The sequence below is a fragment of the Nocardia sp. NPDC051911 genome (assembly GCF_040681035.1).
Lineage (GTDB): Bacteria > Actinomycetota > Actinomycetes > Mycobacteriales > Mycobacteriaceae > Nocardia > Nocardia sichangensis.
Genome location: NZ_JBFAXY010000002.1, coordinates 290,041 through 309,246 on the forward strand (window position 1 = coordinate 290,041; position 19,206 = coordinate 309,246).

A 19,206-nucleotide genomic window follows, 5' to 3' on the forward strand; every position below is an offset into this window, starting at 1 on the left:
CGACGTTCACAGGAATCACCCAGCTTCGGTCCAGGAAGTTCGCAGGCGAACAGCGGACGATGAAGCCATGAGTGGCGCCCCCGTGCAGCAGACACCCGAGGCCAGGGTGCTGGTGGTCGACGACGAGCCGATGATCGTCGAACTGCTCGCGGTGAGTCTGCGCTATCAGGGCTTCGAAGTCGACACCGCGGCCGACGGCGCGCAGGCGCTGGACAAGGCGCGCAGTTTCCGTCCGCAGGCGCTGATCGTGGACGTGATGATGCCCGGCATGGACGGCTTCGGCCTGCTGCGCAGGTTGCGGGCCGACGGCATCGACGCGCCCGTGCTGTTCCTGACCGCGCGCGACGACGTGCAGGACAAGATCACCGGCCTCACCCTCGGTGCCGACGACTACGTCACCAAGCCGTTCAGTCTGGAGGAAGTGGTGGCCCGGCTGCGGGTGATCCTGCGCCGCGCCGGGCACGCCGCGCCGCAGCGGGAAAGCTCGCGCCTCCGTTTCGAGGACATCGAACTCGACGACGACACCCACGAGGTGTGGAAGGCGGGCGAGCCGGTCGCGCTGTCGCCCACCGAGTTCACACTGCTGCGCTACTTCATGGTCAACGCGGGCACCGTGCTGAGCAAACCGCGCATCCTCGACCACGTCTGGCGCTACGACTTCGGCGGCGAGGTCGGCGTCGTGGAAACCTACGTCTCCTACCTGCGCAAGAAGGTCGACACCGGCGATACCCGGCTGATCCACACGTTGCGCGGCGTCGGCTACGTGATGCGCGCGCCCCACCGCAAGAGCGGTTCATGAGCCGGGGCCGGATCGTCGGCGCGCGCGCGAAGGTTTCCGGCTGGCTGTCCGCCGTTCCGCTGCGCGTGACGCTGATGGTTCTGCTGGTGCTCACGGCGGGGCTCGGCTTGCTCGTCTCCGGCATGGTGGTCACTTCGGCCCTGGAACAGCAGCTGACCGCCCGTACCGACCAGCAGTTGCGCGGAGGCGCGATGGAATGGTCCCGGCGTGGGCCGCCGCCACCGGTGCTGCCACCCGACCCACGCCACGCCCCGAGCCAGTTCTGGGTGCGTTCGATACGCACCGACGGGCGCGCGTTCCTCATCCCGGCGTTCGCCGTCGACGCGGAGCCGGTGCTGCCTGCCACGCCGCCGACGGGCCCGTACACCGTCGACTCCGCGAACGGAGGAGCGATCCGGTGGCGGGTGCTGACGCTGCGCACACCGGAGGGCACGACGACAGTGGCGCTGCCGCTCACGCAGAACACCGACACGGTGCACCGGCTCGTGGTGCTGGAGCTGATCGTCGGGGCGGTCGTCCTGGCCGTGCTGGCGGTGCTCGCGTACTTCATGGTGCGGCGCAGCTTGCGGCCGCTACGCCGAGTGGAGAGCACCGCCGCGGCCATCGCCCAAGGCGACCTGCACCGCCGGGTGCCGGTGCGCGACACCAACACCGAGGTCGACCGGCTGTCCAGATCGCTGAACGGGATGCTGACGCAGATCCAGCGCGCGTTCACCGCGACCGCCGCGTCCGAGGAGGCGGCCCGCCGGTCCGAGGACCGCATGCGCCGTTTCATCGCCGACGCCAGTCACGAGTTGCGCACCCCGTTGACGACGATCCGCGGGTTCGCGGAGCTGTATCGGCAGGGCGCGACCGACGATCCCGCCGCGTTCATGGACCGCATCGAGCGCGAATCCCAGCGGATGGGCGTGCTCGTGGAAGACCTGCTGATGCTCGCGCGGCTGGACGCGCAGCGCCCGCTGGAACTCGGCCCGGTGGACCTGCTCGCCGTCGCCAGCGACGGAGTGCACAACGCGCGCGCCGTGGTCTCCGCCGGGCACGCCGACGGGCCCGTCCGCACCATCGAGCTGCGGATCGAACCCGGCGAGGGGACGCTCGAGGTGATCGGGGACGAGGCGAGGCTGCGCCAGGTGCTGAGCAATCTGCTGAACAACGCCCTCACCCACACCGCGCCCGACGCGAAGGTGACGGTATTGCTCACCCCCGGCCCCGACGATGTGCTGCTCGAAGTGGCGGATACCGGTCCAGGACTGACAGCGGAGGACGCCGACCGCGTCTTCGAGCGCTTCTACCGTGCCGACACCTCCCGCGCCCGCAGCAGCGGCGGCACGGGTCTCGGCTTGTCCATCGTGCAAGCGCTGGTGACGGCGCACGGCGGCGAGGTGGGCGTGCGCAGTACGCCCGAGGCCGGGACGACGTTCACGGTGCGGCTGCCGCGCACAGTGTCATCGGAATCGGCCTAGCGAATCCAGCGGACCGGCGTCAGACCGGCGTCACCGCCGACACCAACCAGTGCGAATCGGACTTCGTCAAGGAGACGCGTACCCGGCTGCCCGTGGTGGTGCCCTGCGGGGCGTCCTTGCTCGTCATCACCTGGTTGAGGAACAGCAGGACCTGCGCGTGCGAGCGGTCGGCGGAGATGACGCCGGCCGCCTGGGTGGTCGCAGTGACGGTGAGCTGCTTCTCCTTGGCGCCGGGAGCGATCTGCTTCTCGATCAGCGTCAGGTAGTCGGCGCGGAAGTCGCCGCTGAGGTTGTCGGCGGATTTGCGCAGCTCGGTGTCGACGGTCTGCGGGTTGTAGGTGAACATGGCCTCGAGAGTGCGGCCCGCCGTCGCGACCGCGTCCTTGCGCGATTGCTCGGCCTGCCGGTCATCCCAGTAGCGGTAGCCGTTCACGCCGCCGACGACCGCGGCCGCCGCGACGACCACACCGAGGACCGCTAGCAGGATCTTGGCGCGAATGCCGTTCATACTCATGCTGTGTCCTCTCCGGCATGAACGGGGCCCTGCGTGGTCACGCTCCGCTGCCGCCTCCGGGCCTGACCGTTCATGCCACGAACTCCACGTTGGACACCGACAGCCCCGAATCGCCGCGCGACACGGTGACCCGGAACCGGTAGTACCTGGTCTGCGGCTCGGCCTGGCCCGCGTTGGTCAGCGTCTGCTTGGCGGCGACCAGCACCCGTCCGGATCGATCGTCGTCGCTTTCCAGCGCGGCCTCGACGATCTCGCCGCTGGAGACCACTTTGGCCTGCTGCACGATGCTGGTGAACGGGTCGACCCGGCCGTCGAACTCGGTCTTGAACTCCCCCGAGGCCAGCGAGAGGATCCGGTCGATGTCCTGCTTGGCCGTATCGGCGCGGATGGTGGTCAGGTTGACGATCGCCTGCCTGGCGGTTTCCACGTATTCGGCTCGGCGCTGGTCACGTTCGTGCGTCGCGTGCATCGCGACAACCGACACGACCGCACCGGCCACGAGCGCCACGACCAGCAAGGCCGCGGCGGCCGCGGCGAGGACACGCGGGACTCCGCGCCGTTTGTTCCCTTCGGGCTCGGCCGGTGTTGCCTCGGAGTCGGGTTCGGCGTCGGTTTTCGTCACGGATACCTTCGCCGCATCGACGCTCGAGTCGTCCGTGACCGGCGCCGAAGCGGACGAGACCTCCGGCTCGGCCGCAAACGAACTCGTACCGCCGTCCGCGACGCCGGTTTCGGTCGCGGTGGCAGGGTCCTTCGCGACCACGGTCCGCACGCCACCGGTCGCGTTCTCCTCGACCGGCGGCCCGGCCGAGCGCACCGCACGCCGTCGCGCGCGGTGACCTTCTCCGTTGCTCTCACTCATCGTTGCTGCTCCTCGAGCATCGCCTGCCAGCTCGACGGTACCGCGCCCGAACCGCCCGGTCCGATATCGCCCTGTCGGTAGGTACGCCCGTCGGTGCCGATGTACACGCCGGTGGCCGGATCGTACGACCGTGCGGCGGCTGGTGTGCCGCCACCGTAACTCGCGGGTGCGACGACCGGGGGCTCGCTCGCGGGCGCGGCGGCGGGCGCCACCGGACGCGGCGGCCCGAACGGCGGGTTGTCACCGATCGGAACGTACCCCGTGCGGCACAGTTCCGGCGTCGGGGCGCGCACACCGGGCACCTCGGCGCACGGCGTGTTGCGGATGCCGCGCACCGCTTCGGGTGCGTCCTGTGGAACCTTGCAGTACAGGCCCGGCGGTGTGTCCGGGGTGTCGAGCTCGCTCGGCGAGCGCCGCTGGTCGGGCGGGAGGAAGCCGGTCGTGCACGCGGGCGGGTCGTTGACCAGCGCCATGAAGTCGACCAGCGCGCCGTATTCCAGCGGACCGCGGACGGCGGTCAGCAGCGCGGCGACCAGCGGCGGATACACCACCAGGATCTGCTCCAGCCCCGCGTGATACGTGACGGCGACCTGACCGACGCTGACCAGATTCGACAGCAGCAGCGGCAGCGTCGGGCGCAGGTCCTCGAACAGGTTGGTCACCCGCTGCATCGACGACGGGCCCTCGCGCAGGATGCCACGCAGCGCGGGGTCGTGACCGCGTAACTGGTCGGTGACCGTCGCGAGATCGGCGGTCCAGGAACGGATCGCGGCGTCCGAGCGGGTCTGGGTGTCCAGCAGCGGCCCGATCCGGTCGAGCAGCTGTTTCGTCGGTTCCGCGTTGGCCTGCGCTTCCTGCACCAGCAACGACGCGGAATCGATGAACCGTTGCAGATCCGGTCCCGCGCCGTTGAACGCGAGGAACGCCTCGTCGATGACCTGTTTCAGCCGGGTGTCCGCGACGCTCGACAGCAGCCGGTCGGCCTGGTCGAGCAGCGCGCCGACGTCTTGCGGCAGCTTGGTGCGCTCCACCGGGATCACGCTGCCGTCGTGCAGGTTTCCGCCCGTGCGGTTCTGCGCGGGCACCAGGTCCACGTACTGCTCGCCGACCGCGGAGACGCTGCGCACCCACGCGTCGACATCCGAGGGAATCTTGTAGTCGCTGGCGATGGACAGCTTCGCGTCCACGCCGACCGGCGTCAGCCGGACCTCCTTCACCACACCGACGTTCGTGCCGCGATAGGCGACGTTGGCCGTCGGGTAGAGACCACCGGTCGCGGCCAGCTGCACGGTGACCTCGTAGCGCCCGATGCCGAACATCGCCGGCAGCTTGACGTAGGTGCCGCCCATGACCACCAGGCCGATCACCGTCAGCACGGAGAAGATGATCAGCTGGGTACGGACGAACCGGGTGAGTGTCACTGTCCCGGACCCCCTTGCGGCGCGGTGTTGCCCGGCATGGGCACGGTCAACCCGGGAATGGCGGGAATGCCGGGGATCGGCGGGAGTCCCGGGATCGTCGGGGCGGGCTGGCTCGCCGCGGGCGGCGGCGCCTGCAACGGGCCCGTGGCCGGGTCGCCGTTCTGCGCTGCCGTGCCGGGCGCGAAGCTGCCGAGCGCGCCTTCCACGCCGCCGAACCGTCCGCCCAGCGGCGTTCCGGTGAGGAAGTTCGAATCCAGCCGCTTGCCGGTGATGTCCACGGTCATGAACAGGTTGAGGTAGTCACCCTTGATCGCGTGGTCCAGGTTCTTCATCGGGAACGGGAAGGTGGCCAGGATCTTCAGCGCCTCGGTCAGATCGCTGCCGGTGTCCGACAGCGACTTCAGCACCGGCACGAGGCTGTGCAGGTTGGCCTTCAAGTCGTCGCCGCTCGCCGCGACGATGCGCCGCACGACGTCGCTCAGCTCGCCCAGCGCGGTGATCGCCCTGGTGATGTTCGCGCGGCGATCGGCCAGCACGGTCAACGCCGGATGGATCTGCTCGATCGCCTCCGCCACCACGTCGCGCTGCTCGGCGAGCTGACCGCCGAGCCGGTCCAGTCCGCTCATCGCGGCGATGATGTCGCCGGTCTGGCGGTCCAGGTTCGTGGTCAGCTCGTTCAGCTGCGGCAGCAGGTCCCTGATGGCGTCCTCCCGCCCGGTGAGCGCGGAATTCAGCTCGTGGGTGATGGTTTCCAATTGCGCGACGCCACCGCCGTTGAGCACCACCGACAGCGACGACAGCACCTGCTCGGTGGTCGGATAGGTTCCGGCACGCGCGAGCGGGATGACGTCGCCGGCCTTCAACTGGCCTTCGGGGGGCTGATTGGTCGGCTCGGAGAGCTCGAGATGGTTGGAGCCGAGCAGACTGGTCTGCCCGATCTTGGCGACGGCGTTCGCGGGCAGGTGCACGTCCGGGTTCAGCGAGACGGTGACCAGCGCGTGCCAGTCCTCCACCTCGATCTTCGAGACGGTGCCGACCGCGACGTCATGCACCCGCACCGGCGAATTCCTGGTCAGCGTGGTGACGTTCGGCATCTGGACGCGCACCTCGTAGGAGCCGGGCGCGGTCCCCTCGGTGCCGGGCATGGGCAGCGAATTCAGTCCGTCCCACTGACAGCCCGTGACGCCGAGCGCCACCGCCAGCCCCGCCGCGACGGCGGCGGTGCGGCGCATCCGCCGCCTCGGCATCATCGCCCTCCTCCTGTCAGGCCCGGGATGGCCAGCCCGGCGAGGCCGTCCGGGATGCTCACCGGAGCGGGCTGCGGCTGCGCCGGATTCTGGCTCGCCACCCGCCCGGCCAGGCTGGGATCGGAGTACACCAGCTGGTCGGGAAACGCGGTCACGCCGCTGGCCGGGTTCGTCATGATCGGCACGTAGTTCATGCTCAGGCTGTTGATCACGGGCGCGAGGTATTGCGCGCACAGGTCGGCGCTGCGATCGGAGTCGTTGGTCTCCAGCGCGCGGACCGAGCCGCACAGGAAGCCGAGCGGGTCGGCCGGGTTGTTCAGCGCGATCGCGCCGGTCAGGGTGCCTTGGGCCGGTTTGTAGATCTGGTAGAAGTTCACCAGCGCGGTCGGGCCGGAGTGCAGGACGCGTTCCAATTCCGGTCGCTTGTCGACCAGCACTTGGGTGGCGTCGGCCAGCCGCTGAACGCCCTCGGTGAGTTCCGCTCCGCTGCCCGCGATGAACCGGCGCACGTCGACGATCGCCGCGTCCAGGTTGTCCAGGCCCGCGCCGAGATCCGAGGAGACCCCGGCCAGCACCGAGGACACCGACGCGAGCCTGCCTTCGAACTGCACGATCTGCTCGTTGCTCGCCGACAGCACGTCGACGAACTTCTGCAGGTTGCGCACGGTGCCGAACAGGTCGGTGCGGCCGTCCGACAGCGTGTTCAAGGTGGCCGACAGCTCCCGCAGGGTGTCGCGGAACCGCTGTCCGTTGCCGTCGAGGTTGTTCGCGGCGGTGTCGACGAAGCGGCCGAACGACCCCTGTTTGTCGTCGCCGACCGGGCCGAGCGCGGTGGCCAGCTTGGACAGCTCGGCCTTGATGTCGTCCCATTCGACCGGCACCGCGGTGTGCTCGATCGGGATCACGCTGTTGTCCTTCAATTTCGGACCGCCGGTGTAGGCGGGCGCGATTTGGATGAAACGCGCCGAGACCAGCGAAGGCGAGATGATCACCGCTTTCGGGTCGGCGGGGACGTCGACTCCGCGATTCAGGGTCATGGACACCTTCACCCGATCCGCGCCGGGCTCTATCGCGTCGATGCGGCCGACCTTGACGCCGAGCACCCGCACGTCGTCGCCCGCGTACAGGCCGGATGTGGAGGTGAAATAGGCGGTGACCTTGGTGGTCCCGATCCGGGTTATGCCGTTCCACGCGACGGCGACCACGAGCGCCGCGACGACCACTCCGGCCAGCACCAACGCCCAGCGAGGTAGTTTCCGTACGAGATTCACCGCGGCGGCTCCTGTATCGCGGGTTCGATCGATGGGGACGGCGTGAGGTAGCTCTGCAGATCACTCGGCAGGTGCTGCGGCCACACCAGCGCGTCCACCAGCGGTTGCAGCGTCTTGCTCGCCGCGTTGATCACGTAGGCCTGGAAGTAGGGACCGCTGCCGACCTGCTCACCCAGGGCCGCGGCGAACGGTCCGAGCCCGTCCAGCGCGTCCGCGAGATTCTGCTTGTTGCGCTGCAACAGCGCCAGCACCGAATTCAATTTGTCCAGGGCGGGTTTCAGCTGCGCCTCGTTGTCGGCGACCAGGCCGGAGAGCTGCTGGGCGAGTCCGTTGACGTAGACGATCAGCTGCCCGAGGGCGGTGCGCCGCCGGTCCAGCTCACCGAGCAGTTCGTTGCCGTCCAGCAACAGCGCGCTGATCTGGTTGCCCCGGTCGGCGAGGATCTTCGTCACGTTCTGCGCCCGCTTCAGCAAGTCCGTCAGCGCTTGATCGCGCGCGTTGATGCTGCGGGAGAGCGCGGTGACGCCGTCCAGCGCCGAGCGCAACGGCGCGGGCGTGTCGGCGAAGGTCGCCGAGAGCGCGTCGAGGGTTTGGTCGACCCGGTCCAGGTCCAGGTCGTGCACCGTGCCCGCCAGGTCGCTCAGCGCTTCGTTGAGCGAATACGGCGATGTGGTGCGCTCGAGCGGGATGGTGTCGTCGACGCGCAGCGCGCCGGTGCCCGACGGCGTCAGCTCCAGCGACTTGCGGCCGAGCACCGTGTTGGTCTTGATCGCCGCCGAAGTCTTCTCACCGAGCACGATCGACTCCGCGAGAGTGAACCGGACGAGCACTTTCGCGCCGTCCAGGCTGACGTCCTCCACGCGACCGGATCGAACGCCCGCCACCTGGACCGGGTCGCCGGGCAGCAGGCCGCCCGCGTCGGCGAAGTAGGCGGTGAACGTCGCGCCGGAACGGATGAACGGCAGCCGGTCGAATTGCAGGGCCGACAGCGCCACCGCCACGGCGAGCACGAGGCCGACGATGCCGATGGTGATGGCGGGTGATCGCTGCTCTTTCATCGGTTGTCCGCACACCTTCCGGTCGTCTGCGCCCCGGGCATGTTGATCTTCATCGTCTGGCCGTTCGGGCCGTCCACCAGGAAGTTCGTCGAGCAGACGTAGAGCTGGAGGAAGGAGCCGTATGAGCCGATGCGGATCAGCTGGCGATAGGTCGACGGCAGCCGGTCCAGCACCCACTGGACCGTGTCCGACCCGGCGTCGAGATTCGTGGCCAGACGCCCGGTCTGCTCGATGGTGCCCCGCAGATCGGGGCGGGCTTGGGAGAGCAGATCGGTCAGATCGCCGGTAGCGCCTGCGATGCGCGGGATCGCGTCGCCGATCTGGTCCTTGTCGGCGGCCAATCCGCTGATCAAGCGTTGTAATTCGGCGATCGTGGTGGCGAACTGGTCGCCGCGCTCATCGATGGTCTGCAGGACCGCGTTGAGGTTGTTGATCACGCTGCCGATCAGGGCGTCCCGGTCGGCGAGCGTCTTGGCGAACGAGCCGCCGCTGTTGAGCAGCGACACCAGCGTGCCGCCTTGGCCCTGGAAGATCTGCAGCAGCGCGTTGGTCAGGTCGTTCACCTGGCCGGGGTCGAGTCCGCGCAGCAGCGGCCGGAAACCGCCGAGCAACATGTCCAGATCGAGGGCGGGCGCGGTCTGTTCCTTGGCGATGGTGCCGCCCGGCTGCAAGACGCGGTTGGAGCCGGGGCCCTCCGACAGCTCGAGATAGCGGTCGCCGACCAGGTTCTCGTATTTGATCGCCGCACGAGTGCTGGTGAGCAGCCGGTACTTGCGGTCGACATCGAACTCGACGTGCGCGAGATAGTCCTTGCCGACCTTCACCGACTTGACGGAGCCGACCGGCACGCCCGCGATGCGCACCTTCGCCCCGGGCAGCATGCCGGAGGAACTGGTGAACACGGCGTGGTAGCCGTTCTCCCGCGCGAAGCGCATCTGACTGAACACGACCGCCAGGCCTGCGAAGATCAGCGTCATCACCAGGGTGAAGATGGCCAGTTTGACGGTGGTCGCGGTGTTCTTCACGGGCGCGGCACCCCCGGTAGTCCGGCGAACAGGATCTGGAAGATCTTCGGCGGGTTGACACTCAGTGTCGTCGACGGTGTGTACACATGCCCCTCCGAGGTGTCGGTGACGACATAGTCCGAGTGGCTGCCCGGCACCCGGTCCAGGATGCCTCCGCACTGCGGGCCGCCGGTCGCGTTGACCTTGGGCAGATCCTCCGGGTAGGTGTACGGCTTCGCGCCGTACATGAAGCCGGTGTTCAGCGCGACGCCTTCCTGCAAGCCACCGAAGACCGCCTCACCCATCGGCAGCGCCTTGCCCAGGCCGCCGATCAAGCAGTACAGCGCGGGCGCGTACTCGTCGAGCAATCCGGTGGTCGGACGCAGCAGATCCAGCGCCGTGCCGAGCTGATTCTCGTTGTCGCGCAGAACCGATCCGGTGGTGTCGGCCAAGCCGGTGAGGTTCACCAGCACGTTGTCCAGGCTGTCCTGTTCCTGGGTCAGGGTCTTGCTGGTGACCGTGAAGTTGTCCACGGTGCGCAGCAGATCGTTCACCGAGTCCGCGTACAGGTCGGTGACCTGGCCGGTCTTCGCCAGATCCTGTTGCAGCGTCGGCAGATACGGGTTGATGTCGCGCAGGTAGGCGTCGCTCTGCTCGAGCAGTTCGCCCAGTTTCTCCCCGCGGCCCTGTAGCGCGGTGCCCAGCGCGGATAACGTCGCGTTCAGCTTCTCCGGCTCGATCTTGGCGAGCACGTCGGACAGGTGCTGGAACAGCGTGTTCAACTCGACGGTCACCCGCTGCGCGGTGACGACCGCGCCAGGTTGCAGCGAAGTGGTCGCCGGCTGCTGCGGGACGATGAAGTTGACGTACTTCGCGCCGAACACCGTGGTGGACCTGATGTCGACGTCCGCGTTGGACGGCACCAGCTTCAGCAGTTCCGGATCGAGGGCCAGCTTCAGCCTGGCGCCCTCGTCGGTGTGGTCGACCGAGGCCACCCGGCCGATCTCAACACCGCGCACCTTCACCTTGGCGTCCGGGTCCAGCACCAGGCCGCTGCGCGGCGCGTCCACCGTCACGGTGGCGGTGGGCGTGAACCCGCCGACGAACATGATCAGCGCGACCGCCATGATCGCGACCAGCGCCAGCACCATCGCCGCCCCGGCCAGTTTCAGGCCGAGCCCGCCGCGCAGCGCCCGCACCAGGCGGTTTTCCGTTTGCTTCGATTCCGCCATGTCGCTTATCCGGAGAGATGGAAGTTGCCGGAGGTGCCGTAGATGGCCAGCGAGATCAACAAGGTCACCGTGACCACCGCGACCAGCGAGGTGCGCACCGCGTTGCCCACCGCGACACCCACGCCGACCGGCCCGCCCGCGGCGTTGTAGCCGTAGTAGGTGTGGATCAGCATGACCGCCAGTGCCATGAAGATCGCCTGGGCGAAGGACCAGAGGATGTCGCTCGGGATGAGGAACGTGGAGAAGTAGTGGTCGTAGACGCCCGCCGACTGCCCGTAGATCACCACGGTGGCGAACCGGCTGGCCAGGAACGAGGCGATTACCGCCAGCGCGTAGAGCGGGACGATCGCGATCATCCCGGCCAATACGCGGGTGCCCACCAGGTAGGGCACCGGCCGGATCGCCATCGACTCCAGCGCGTCGATCTCCTCGGCGACCCGCATCGCGCCCAATTGCGCGGTCGAACCGGCCCCGATGGTGGCCGCCAGGCCGATGCCGGAGATCACCGGCGCCGCGATCCTGACATTGATGAACGCCGCGAAGAAGCCGGTCAGCGCCTCGACGCCGATATTGCCCAGCGAACTGTAGCCCTGCACGGCGATGGTGCCGCCCGCGAAGAGGGTCAGGAACCCGACGATCACCACCGTGCCGCCGATCACCGCCAGCGCGCCCGTGCCCATGCTGATCTCGGCGATCAGCCGGATGGTCTCGGTCCGGTAGTGCACCAGCGCCCGTGGAATGGCGCCGAGCGCCTGGGCATAGAAAACGGCATGCTTGCCCACCGAATCGAGCGAGTCCGACATCCGGCGCACCCGTCGAACGGTACGGGGAAAGCGGGATTCGATTACGAAGGCCATCGGATCACCGCGCCGTGAACTTGATGCCGACGGCGGTGACCACCACGTTCACGACGAACAAGGCCATAAAAGCGAAGACTACGGTCTGATTCACCGCATCACCGACACTCTTGGGTCCGCCTTTGACATTAAGGCCCAGATAGCAGGCGACCAGTCCGGCGATCAGCCCGAACAATCCGGCTTTCACCTCCGAAATGATCAGCTCAGGCAGATGGGTGAGCAGCGTGATGCCATTGACGAACGCGCCGGGGTTCACGTCCTGCAGAAACACCGAGAACAGAAATCCGCCGACGATGCCGATGGTGCACACCAGGCTGTTGAGCATCAGTGCGACGAACATCGAGGCGAGCACTCGGGGCACCACCAAGCGGTGCACCGGATCGATGCCCAGCACCCGCATGGCGTCGATTTCCTCGCGGATGGTGCGTGCGCCGAGGTCGGCGCAGATCGCGGTCGCGCCAGCCCCCGCGACAATGAGCACGGTGACGATCGGCCCCACCTGGGTGACCGCACCGAACGCCGCACCCGCTCCGCTGAGGTCGGCCGCGCCGATCTCCCGCAACAGAATGTTCAGCGTGAAGCTCACCAGAACGGTGAACGGAATGGCCACCAGCAATGTCGGCACGATCGATACCCGCGCGATGAACCACGACTGATCGATGAACTCGCGCCATTGAAAGGGTCTGCGCACGCTGGCGCGTGCGACATCGGCGGTGAGTTCGAAGAATCCGCCGACGGCCCGCAACGGCACGGCAAGGACCTCGTTCATCCGCGATCCTCCTTGCTCACCGGCGACACAGCACACGGCGCGAATCTCACCGTGGCCGCACCGCCGGAACGATTAGAACATGTTCACCGTGTTGCCGGTAGCAGTTTTCACACATTTGAAGTGCAATTTTTCGAAAGATCGGCATATAAATTTGGAACCGGTGTCAGCGAGTGATGATCCCACCTTTGTGAGGTGAGACATAACCCGTCCCTATGTCTACCAAGCACCGATCCCATGATCAACAGTTGGACAGCTGATCAGTTGCGCGCTCGCGGCGAGCCGCCGCGGCTCACCCCAACTCGGTCAGCGAAGAGGCCGAGAAGGTCCGCCCATCGGGGCGATCGGCAAAATAGCCGCCCAGCGTGTCGGCCAGATCTTGCGGCGACCACTCCCCCGCGGCCGCGTCGAACCGGCGCTCGACGACGGGCGCCGCCATGAGCGCCACCATCCCCCCGTAGACGACGAACAGTTGCCCATTGACCGTATCGGCCGCGGGCGAGGCCAGATAGGCCACGAGCCGGGCCACGTGATCGGGCGACAGCGGATCGGGCTCCCCCTCCGGCGCGGGACTGAACACCGCCTCGGTCATCGCCGTGCGCGCCCGCGGCGCGATCGCGTTGGCGCGCACGCCGTAGCGCGCCAGCGCCCGCGCTGCCGAAAGGGTCAGCGCGGTGATGCCCGCCTTCGCGGCGCCGTAGTTGGCCTGCCCCTCCGGGCCCAGCAAGCCGGCCTCCGAGGAGGTGTTGACCAACCTGCCGTAGACCGGCGCGCCCGCCTGCTTCGACTTGCCGCGCCAGTAGGCGGCGGCATTGCGCGACAGCAGGAAATGGCCGCGCAGGTGCACCGCGAGCACCGCGTCGAAGTCCTCGTCGGACATGTTGAACAGCATCCGGTCGCGGGTGATGCCCGCGTTGTTGACCACGATGTCGACCGAGCCGAACGACTCCTCCGCGGCGCGGATCAGCGCGTCGGCGGTGGCGCGCTCGGCGATGCTGCCCGCGACGAACTCCGCCTTGGCGCCGAGCGCCCGGATCGCGCCGAGCGTGTCGGCGACCGCGTCGGACTCGGCGAGGTCGTTGACCACCACGGACGCGCCGGCTTCGGCCAGCGCGAGCGCTTCGGCCCGCCCAAGTCCGGCGCCGCCGCCGGTCACGATCGCTACTCGGCCCGCCAGGCTCAGATCATTGCTCACGCGGCCGACTCTAGAACGTGTTCCAACTTACGGCAAGAGTCCTTCACTGCAGCCGCAGCGCCGCCTTGGGGCACTGCGCGACGGCATCCTGGACATCGGCGAGCCGATCGGCGGGCACATCGGCGTTCGCGATGTGCAGCACGTCCTCGTCATCGAGTTCGAACACGTCGGGGGCGATTCCGACACATATTCCATTAGCTTCGCACTGGTCTGGATCGACACTGATCTTCATGGCAACTCCTTTACCACCACTCTGGCCGAAGCCTAACAAGCCGATCCGCTCCACCGGGGCGTCATCGGGAGGATTCAGTATCAATACTGGAACATGTTTCAGTCCATATGCAATGATCGGGGGAACCCGATCCAACGAAGCATGAGGTATAGCCATGCGCATTGCGTACACGCCGCAACAGGAGCAGCTGCGCGCGGAACTGCGCGACTACTTCGCGCGGCTCATCACCCCCGAGCGCCGGGAGGCCCTGAGCGCGCAGACCGGCGAGTACGGGCAGGGCAACGTCTACCGCGAGGTGGTCCAGCAGATGGGCCACGACGGCTGGCTGGCGCTGGGCTGGCCCAAGGAGTACGGCGGCCAGGATCGCCCCACCATGGATCAGCTGATCTTCACCGACGAGGCCGCGATCGCGGGCGCGCCGGTGCCGTTCCTGACCATCAACTCGGTGGCGCCCACGATCATGCACTACGGCAGTGCGGAACAGAAGAAGTTCTTTCTGCCCAAGATCGCGGCCGGTGAACTGCACTTCTCCATCGGCTACTCGGAGCCGGGCGCGGGCACCGATCTGGCCAGCCTGCGCACCACCGCGGTGCGCGACGGCGACGACTACGTGATCAACGGCCAGAAGATGTGGACCAGCCTGATCGCCTACGCCGACTACGTCTGGCTGGCGGTGCGCACCGACCCGACCGCCAAGAAGCACAAGGGCATCAGCATGCTCATCGTGCCGACCACCGCCGAGGGCTTCTCCTGGACGCCCGTGCACACCATGGCCGGGCCGGACACCAGCGCCACCTACTACCAGGACGTGCGGGTGCCCGCGAGCGCGCTGGTCGGCCAGGAGAACGGCGGCTGGGCGCTGATCACCAATCAGCTCAACCACGAGCGCGTCGCGCTCACCTCGGCCGCACCGCTCGCGCTGGCCCTGCGCCAGACCGTCGAGTGGGCGAGCAACACCAAGGCCGGTGACGGCTCCCGCGTGATCGATCGCGAATGGGTGCAGCTCAACCTGGCCAAGGTGCACGCCAAGGTCGAGTACCTCAAGCTGCTGAACTGGGAGATCGCCAGCCGGGCCGACGCGGGCGGCGACGCGGCTCCGCGCCCGTGGGACGCCTCCACCTGCAAGGTGTACGGCACCGAGCTGGCCACCGAGGCGTACCGGTTGCTCATGGAGGTGCTCGGGCCGCAGGCCTACCTGCGCCAGGACTCCCCCGGCGCGGAACTGCGCGGCCGTCTGGAGCGCATGCACCGCGCCGCGCTCATCCTGACCTTCGGCGGCGGCACCAACGAGGTGCAGCGCGACATCATCGCCATGACCGCCCTCAAGCAGCCTGCCGCGGCGCGCTGATCGAAAGCAGGTAGAACGCCATGGATTTCACCCCCACCGAAGCCCAACTCGATCTCGGCCGGCTGACCGGCGAGGTGTGCGGCAAGCTCGTCACCGCCGACCGGCTGCGCGAACTCGACACCGCAGACGAGCGATTCGATCAGCAGCTGTGGAACTCGCTCGCCGAGACCGGCGTGCTCGCGGCCGCGCTGCCCGAGGCGGTCGGCGGCAGCGACCTCGGCTCGCTCGAGCAGACCGCGATCCTGCGCGAGCTGGGCAAGCACCTCGCGGCCGTGCCGTACCTGTGGTCGATCGCGCTCGGCGCGGGCGCGCTGGCGCGGTTCGGTTCCGCGGCGCAACAGGAGCTGGCCACGCGGGCGGGCGCGGGCAGCGTCATCCTGACGGTCGCGCTGGCCGAGGAGCGCAACTGGGAACCCGCCGCACCCACCACCACCGCGGTGGAGACCGAGGACGGCTGGCGGCTGACCGGCGCGAAGACCACCGTGCCCTTCGCGAACCGGGCCGAGCGAATTCTGGTGCCCGCCACCGTCTCGGGGACCACCGCGGTGTTCCTGGTCGATCCCGCGGCGGCGACCGTGACCGCGCAGCAGGTGGTCGACCGTAGCCCTGAATTCGCGGTCGAACTCACCGATACCCCCGGCGAACTCGTCGGCACGGTGGACAGTGGCGCGGAGATCCTGGACTGGATCCTCACTCGCGCCTGGCTCGGTCTGAGCGCCCTACAGCTCGGCACTCTGGAACGGGCGCTCGAGCTGGTCGCCGACTACGCCAGGGAGCGTGAGCAGTTCGGCAAGGCGGTCGGCAGCTTCCAGGCGGTGGCGCAGCGGCTCGCCGACGCCTACATCGACGTCCAAGGCCTGCGCCTGGCGGTCACCCAAGCGGCATGGCTGCTGTCGGAGGACCTGCCCGCCGCCGAAGCGGTGCACACCGCAAAGTTCTGGGCCGCCGACGCGGGCCACCGCGTCGCGCACACCGTCGTCCACGTGCACGGCGGCGTCGGCATCGACCGCGAGCACATCGCGCACAACTACTTCACCGCCGCCAAACACAACGAGTTCGCCCTCGGCGCGGGCACCGACCACCTCCGCGCCCTCGGCGCGTTGCTGGCAGGCTGAGCGCGACACGGCAGACCGATCGGCCCGCACGACAGCACGTCGTGCGGGCCGATTTCGTTGCGCGCTGATTTCACTCAGTCGGGATGGACGTCAGGTAGCGCTGGAGGGTGGGCGCGACCTCGGCGATGATCTGGTCGCGGGTCAAGGCTACGACCGGGGGCAGGCACAGGACATAGCGGCACAGGGCGAGGCCGAGCATCTGCGTGACGATCAGACCTCCCCTGCGTGGAGCGTCGGCGGGATCCCCGAAACGCAGGACGGCGGGCAGTATCTGCTGGGTGAAGATGGCGCGGACGCGTTCGGCCACGGCCTCGTCGGTGATCGACGAGCGCAGCAGCGTCAGCAGCACCTCCCTGTTCGGCTGCTCTTCCCAGATCTCGAAGAAGCGGCGCACCAACTGCTCGCCCAGGGTGTCCGGGTCCGCGGAGCCGAGGTCGGGCAGATCGAGCCGGACGTCGACCGCCGCCGCGAAGAGGCCGTCTTTGCTGCCGAAGTACCGCATGACCATGGACGGGTCGATGTCCGCGTCCGCGGCGATGGCGCGGATGGTCGCCTTGCGGAAACCTTCGGCGGCGAATCGGGAACGGGCCGCTTCCAGAATCGCCGCACGCGTCGCGTCCGAGCGCCGAGCGGGGGCTTGATCAGGCTCTACGGTCATGCCAACAAGTGTAGGCCAACAACTGTTGACTTCCTAGCGCGGCCCGCGCTACGGTTATGTCAACAAACGTTGGCCTACAAACGTTGACCTGAGGAGTTCCGATGACCGCCACCCCGAACCCGCTGCCCGCCACCACCTCCGTCGTGATCGTCGGCGCGGGTCCCGCCGGACTGACCGCCGCCATCACCCTGGCCGACGCGGGGGTGGATTTCGTCCTGCTGGACCGGCTGAGCGAAGGCGCGAACACCTCGCGCGCCGCGGTCGTGCACGCCAGGACGCTGGAAGTGCTCGAGCAGATCGGCATCGCGGACGAACTGGTGGCGACCGGCGACATCGTCGCGCGCTTCACGGTCCACGACGGCGGGCGCACCCTGGCGACCATCGGGTTCGACGGGCTGCCGACCCGCTACCCCTACACCTTGATGACACCGCAGGACACCACCGAGGCGGTGCTGCTGAAGCGACTGCGGCAGGCGGGCGGGGAGGTCCAGCGCCCGTACCAGGTCACCCGGGTGGCGGAGGAGAACGACGGCGTCACGGTCGAATACACCGACGAGGCGGGCGCGCCGGGCAGCATCCGCGCGGACTACGTCATCGGAACCGACGGCATGCACAGCATCGTCCGCGAGCAGGCGGGCATCGGATTCACCGGCGCGACCTACCCGGAATCCTTCGTCCTCGCCGACGTGCGGATGGACTGGCCGATCGCGCGCGACGAAGTGGCCCTGCACCTCTCACCGGAGGGCGTCATGGTGGTCGCGCCGCTGCCCGACGAGAAGGAGCCGAACCGCTTCCGCGTGGTCGCCACCCTGGAAACGGCGCCCGAGCACTCGACCGCGGAGGACATCCAGAAGCTTCTGGACGCCCGCGGCCCCGGCGGCACGGTGCGCGTGCACGAAGTGCTGTGGAGCTCGCGCTTCCGCGTGCACCACCGCGTCGCCGACCACTACCGCAGCGGCCGCATCCTGCTCGCGGGCGACGCCGCCCACGTGCACAGCCCGGCGGGCGGCCAGGGCATGAACACCGGCATCCAGGACGCCGCCACCCTCGGCGCGCTCGTGGCCCGCGTGCTCGCGGGCGAGCCGGACGCTCTCCTGGACGACTACGAAACGACCCGCCGCCCTGTCGCGCTCGGCGTCGTCTCGTTCACCGACCGCATGACCAAGATGGCCACCCTGCGCGCACGCCCCGCCCGCACCGTACGCAACCTGGTCCTCAGCACCGTGTCCCGCATCCCGGCCTTCCGCCACCGCCTCGCCTACCAACTGTCGGAACTCGCCAACCGCTGAACTACTTCAGAAGTCGCGTAGGCTAGGAACATGACCGCGAGAAGTTTTCCCTTCAGCGACTTGATTCGTAAACAGACGTCGGTGTTTCCCGCCTTGGACGACGCCGACGTCATCCTGGAGCGCCGCGACGCGGAGAATCTCGTGCTGTCTCGCTCGGAGCGGTTCGAGGCCAAGGAGGCCGCGACGCGGCTGCTCGCCCGCACCCTCGCCATCATCGCCCGATCGAATCGGTCTTTGGCGGAAGAGGTTTTCGCCGAAGAGCTGCCCTGGCTGAAATGGCTACCCGAGACCGGACGCACCGAAGCGGTGAGCGAACTGCTGGACCAGCTCATCGCCGGTGCGGACACCGGATTGTTCATTCCGTTCGCCCGCGATCTGGCCGCTTGGCGGAGCACCGCCGAGATCTACGCGCAACCAGAACTCGCCCGCCGACTGACCGGGCCGTTCGACCCGGCGGACTTCTCCGAGGTCACACGGCCGGGAACGGCGGAATGAAGCTGCACCGAGGTGATGGGGTACCGCGCCCCAATCCGTGGCGCGTTGTCGTGCACAGCTCGAATGCCGCGCGTGGTGGGGCCGAACTGTTGGCCCAGGCCCCGGGAAACCTCGATCGAGCATGGGTCGACATCACCAGCGATCCTCGAAGCATGGCGAATCCTTCGCGGCAGCATCGACTGAAGTATGAGCTCAAATCGGTCAAACTCGGCGGCGCGGAATTGGAGCAATGGCAATACGAGATCACCGGAGGCGGCCGGATCTGGTACGCAATCGATGACGCCAACCGCACCCTCTACCTGACACTCGCCGGTACGGGGCATCCACGGCAGACCGATCGGCGGCGCTGATGCCGTAGTGGCCGGCCACCCCGCGAGGCG

The 19,206-nt window shown here is 68.2% G+C and carries 20 protein-coding genes; 7 read left to right on the plus strand and 13 right to left on the minus strand.

Going from position 1 to position 19,206, the window contains the following annotated elements:
- The first annotated feature begins 67 nt into the window (after positions 1-67).
- Both AB0L97_RS04295 and AB0L97_RS04300 read left to right on the plus strand, forming a co-directional pair.
- Positions 68-799: a response regulator transcription factor gene (locus tag AB0L97_RS04295; protein ID WP_067795068.1), complete on the plus strand. Its 732-nt coding sequence runs from the start codon at positions 68-70 to the stop codon at positions 797-799.
- A complete protein-coding gene (locus tag AB0L97_RS04300; protein ID WP_356963642.1) occupies positions 796-2,262 on the plus strand; it encodes a HAMP domain-containing sensor histidine kinase in 1,467 nt (488 codons plus the stop codon). Before AB0L97_RS04295 ends, AB0L97_RS04300 begins: the two co-directional genes overlap by 4 nt.
- Positions 2,263-2,281: 19 nt before the next feature.
- On the opposite strand, the gene AB0L97_RS04305 is transcribed toward AB0L97_RS04300, so the two are convergent.
- From AB0L97_RS04305 to AB0L97_RS04360, 12 genes are all read right to left on the minus strand, one after another.
- Positions 2,282-2,776: a h domain protein gene (locus AB0L97_RS04305; protein WP_364425096.1), complete on the minus strand. Its 495-nt coding sequence runs from the start codon at positions 2,774-2,776 to the stop codon at positions 2,282-2,284.
- A 70-nt stretch (positions 2,777-2,846) separates the two neighbouring features.
- Positions 2,847-3,638, minus strand: a complete 792-nt coding sequence (locus AB0L97_RS04310) for a hypothetical protein (RefSeq protein WP_364425098.1) — start codon at positions 3,636-3,638, stop codon at positions 2,847-2,849.
- Complete coding sequence (locus tag AB0L97_RS04315; protein WP_364425100.1) at positions 3,635-5,059, minus strand: MlaD family protein; 1,425 nt, start codon at positions 5,057-5,059, stop codon at positions 3,635-3,637. Before AB0L97_RS04315 ends, AB0L97_RS04310 begins: the two co-directional genes overlap by 4 nt.
- Positions 5,056-6,309, minus strand: a complete 1,254-nt coding sequence (locus AB0L97_RS04320; protein WP_364425102.1) for an MCE family protein — start codon at positions 6,307-6,309, stop codon at positions 5,056-5,058. Before AB0L97_RS04320 ends, AB0L97_RS04315 begins: the two co-directional genes overlap by 4 nt.
- Positions 6,306-7,577, minus strand: a complete 1,272-nt coding sequence (locus AB0L97_RS04325; RefSeq protein ID WP_364425104.1) for an MCE family protein — start codon at positions 7,575-7,577, stop codon at positions 6,306-6,308. Before AB0L97_RS04325 ends, AB0L97_RS04320 begins: the two co-directional genes overlap by 4 nt.
- Positions 7,574-8,635 (minus strand): MCE family protein, encoded by a 1,062-nt coding sequence (locus AB0L97_RS04330; protein WP_355076906.1) that lies wholly within the window; start codon positions 8,633-8,635, stop codon positions 7,574-7,576. Before AB0L97_RS04330 ends, AB0L97_RS04325 begins: the two co-directional genes overlap by 4 nt.
- A complete protein-coding gene (locus tag AB0L97_RS04335; protein WP_355076905.1) occupies positions 8,632-9,660 on the minus strand; it encodes an MCE family protein in 1,029 nt (342 codons plus the stop codon). The genes AB0L97_RS04330 and AB0L97_RS04335 overlap by 4 nt, the downstream gene beginning before the upstream one ends.
- Positions 9,657-10,871, minus strand: coding sequence for an MCE family protein (locus AB0L97_RS04340; protein ID WP_364425107.1), 1,215 nt, complete (start codon positions 10,869-10,871; stop codon positions 9,657-9,659). The genes AB0L97_RS04335 and AB0L97_RS04340 overlap by 4 nt, the downstream gene beginning before the upstream one ends.
- 5 nt (positions 10,872-10,876) lie before the next feature.
- Positions 10,877-11,728, minus strand: coding sequence for an ABC transporter permease (locus AB0L97_RS04345; protein ID WP_355076901.1), 852 nt, complete (start codon positions 11,726-11,728; stop codon positions 10,877-10,879).
- Between the two features lie 4 nt (positions 11,729-11,732).
- A complete protein-coding gene (locus AB0L97_RS04350; RefSeq protein WP_355076899.1) occupies positions 11,733-12,497 on the minus strand; it encodes an ABC transporter permease in 765 nt (254 codons plus the stop codon).
- Positions 12,498-12,786: 289 nt separating this feature from the next.
- A complete protein-coding gene (locus AB0L97_RS04355; RefSeq protein ID WP_364425110.1) occupies positions 12,787-13,689 on the minus strand; it encodes a 3-oxoacyl-ACP reductase in 903 nt (300 codons plus the stop codon).
- Positions 13,690-13,732: 43 nt separating this feature from the next.
- A complete protein-coding gene (locus AB0L97_RS04360) occupies positions 13,733-13,921 on the minus strand; it encodes a ferredoxin (RefSeq protein WP_355076896.1) in 189 nt (62 codons plus the stop codon).
- A gap of 154 nt (positions 13,922-14,075) precedes the next feature.
- Between AB0L97_RS04360 and AB0L97_RS04365 the strand changes: the two genes are divergently transcribed.
- Both AB0L97_RS04365 and AB0L97_RS04370 read left to right on the plus strand, forming a co-directional pair.
- Positions 14,076-15,269 (plus strand): acyl-CoA dehydrogenase family protein, encoded by a 1,194-nt coding sequence (locus AB0L97_RS04365; protein ID WP_364425112.1) that lies wholly within the window; start codon positions 14,076-14,078, stop codon positions 15,267-15,269.
- A gap of 20 nt (positions 15,270-15,289) precedes the next feature.
- Positions 15,290-16,384, plus strand: coding sequence for an acyl-CoA dehydrogenase family protein (locus tag AB0L97_RS04370; protein WP_364425114.1), 1,095 nt, complete (start codon positions 15,290-15,292; stop codon positions 16,382-16,384).
- A gap of 70 nt (positions 16,385-16,454) precedes the next feature.
- Here the strand turns inward: AB0L97_RS04370 and AB0L97_RS04375 are convergent, their stop codons facing one another.
- Positions 16,455-17,042 (minus strand): TetR family transcriptional regulator, encoded by a 588-nt coding sequence (locus AB0L97_RS04375; RefSeq protein WP_364425116.1) that lies wholly within the window; start codon positions 17,040-17,042, stop codon positions 16,455-16,457.
- A 101-nt stretch (positions 17,043-17,143) separates the two neighbouring features.
- On the opposite strand from AB0L97_RS04375, the gene AB0L97_RS04380 reads away from it, so the two are divergent.
- The 3 genes from AB0L97_RS04380 (at position 17,144) to AB0L97_RS04390 (ending at position 19,176) form a co-directional block, all read left to right on the plus strand.
- Positions 17,144-18,331 carry an FAD-dependent monooxygenase gene (locus AB0L97_RS04380; protein WP_364425118.1) on the plus strand — a complete coding sequence of 396 codons (1,188 nt, stop codon included), beginning with the start codon at positions 17,144-17,146 and terminating at the stop codon, positions 18,329-18,331.
- Positions 18,332-18,361: 30 nt separating this feature from the next.
- Positions 18,362-18,826: a hypothetical protein gene (locus tag AB0L97_RS04385; protein WP_364425120.1), complete on the plus strand. Its 465-nt coding sequence runs from the start codon at positions 18,362-18,364 to the stop codon at positions 18,824-18,826.
- Positions 18,827-18,978: 152 nt separating this feature from the next.
- Positions 18,979-19,176 (plus strand): hypothetical protein, encoded by a 198-nt coding sequence (locus AB0L97_RS04390; RefSeq protein ID WP_067795016.1) that lies wholly within the window; start codon positions 18,979-18,981, stop codon positions 19,174-19,176.
- Positions 19,177-19,206 lie beyond the last annotated feature (30 nt).

What these genes read in the sequence shown, in the direction of transcription:
- AB0L97_RS04295 (WP_067795068.1), top strand. Translation starts at nt 68, where the DNA reads ATGAGTGGCGCCCCCGTGCAGCAGACACCCGAGGCCAGGGTGCTGGTG.
- AB0L97_RS04300 (WP_356963642.1), top strand. Translation starts at nt 796, where the DNA reads ATGAGCCGGGGCCGGATCGTCGGCGCGCGCGCGAAGGTTTCCGGCTGG.
- AB0L97_RS04305 (WP_364425096.1), bottom strand. Translation starts at nt 2,776, where the DNA reads ATGAGTATGAACGGCATTCGCGCCAAGATCCTGCTAGCGGTCCTCGGT.
- AB0L97_RS04310 (WP_364425098.1), bottom strand. Translation starts at nt 3,638, where the DNA reads ATGAGTGAGAGCAACGGAGAAGGTCACCGCGCGCGACGGCGTGCGGTG.
- AB0L97_RS04320 (WP_364425102.1), bottom strand. Translation starts at nt 6,309, where the DNA reads ATGATGCCGAGGCGGCGGATGCGCCGCACCGCCGCCGTCGCGGCGGGG.
- AB0L97_RS04330 (WP_355076906.1), bottom strand. Translation starts at nt 8,635, where the DNA reads ATGAAAGAGCAGCGATCACCCGCCATCACCATCGGCATCGTCGGCCTC.
- AB0L97_RS04340 (WP_364425107.1), bottom strand. Translation starts at nt 10,871, where the DNA reads ATGGCGGAATCGAAGCAAACGGAAAACCGCCTGGTGCGGGCGCTGCGC.
- AB0L97_RS04345 (WP_355076901.1), bottom strand. Translation starts at nt 11,728, where the DNA reads ATGGCCTTCGTAATCGAATCCCGCTTTCCCCGTACCGTTCGACGGGTG.
- AB0L97_RS04350 (WP_355076899.1), bottom strand. Translation starts at nt 12,497, where the DNA reads ATGAACGAGGTCCTTGCCGTGCCGTTGCGGGCCGTCGGCGGATTCTTC.
- AB0L97_RS04360 (WP_355076896.1), bottom strand. Translation starts at nt 13,921, where the DNA reads ATGAAGATCAGTGTCGATCCAGACCAGTGCGAAGCTAATGGAATATGT.
- AB0L97_RS04365 (WP_364425112.1), top strand. Translation starts at nt 14,076, where the DNA reads ATGCGCATTGCGTACACGCCGCAACAGGAGCAGCTGCGCGCGGAACTG.
- AB0L97_RS04370 (WP_364425114.1), top strand. Translation starts at nt 15,290, where the DNA reads ATGGATTTCACCCCCACCGAAGCCCAACTCGATCTCGGCCGGCTGACC.
- AB0L97_RS04375 (WP_364425116.1), bottom strand. Translation starts at nt 17,042, where the DNA reads ATGACCGTAGAGCCTGATCAAGCCCCCGCTCGGCGCTCGGACGCGACG.
- AB0L97_RS04380 (WP_364425118.1), top strand. Translation starts at nt 17,144, where the DNA reads ATGACCGCCACCCCGAACCCGCTGCCCGCCACCACCTCCGTCGTGATC.
- AB0L97_RS04385 (WP_364425120.1), top strand. Translation starts at nt 18,362, where the DNA reads ATGACCGCGAGAAGTTTTCCCTTCAGCGACTTGATTCGTAAACAGACG.
- AB0L97_RS04390 (WP_067795016.1), top strand. Translation starts at nt 18,979, where the DNA reads ATGGCGAATCCTTCGCGGCAGCATCGACTGAAGTATGAGCTCAAATCG.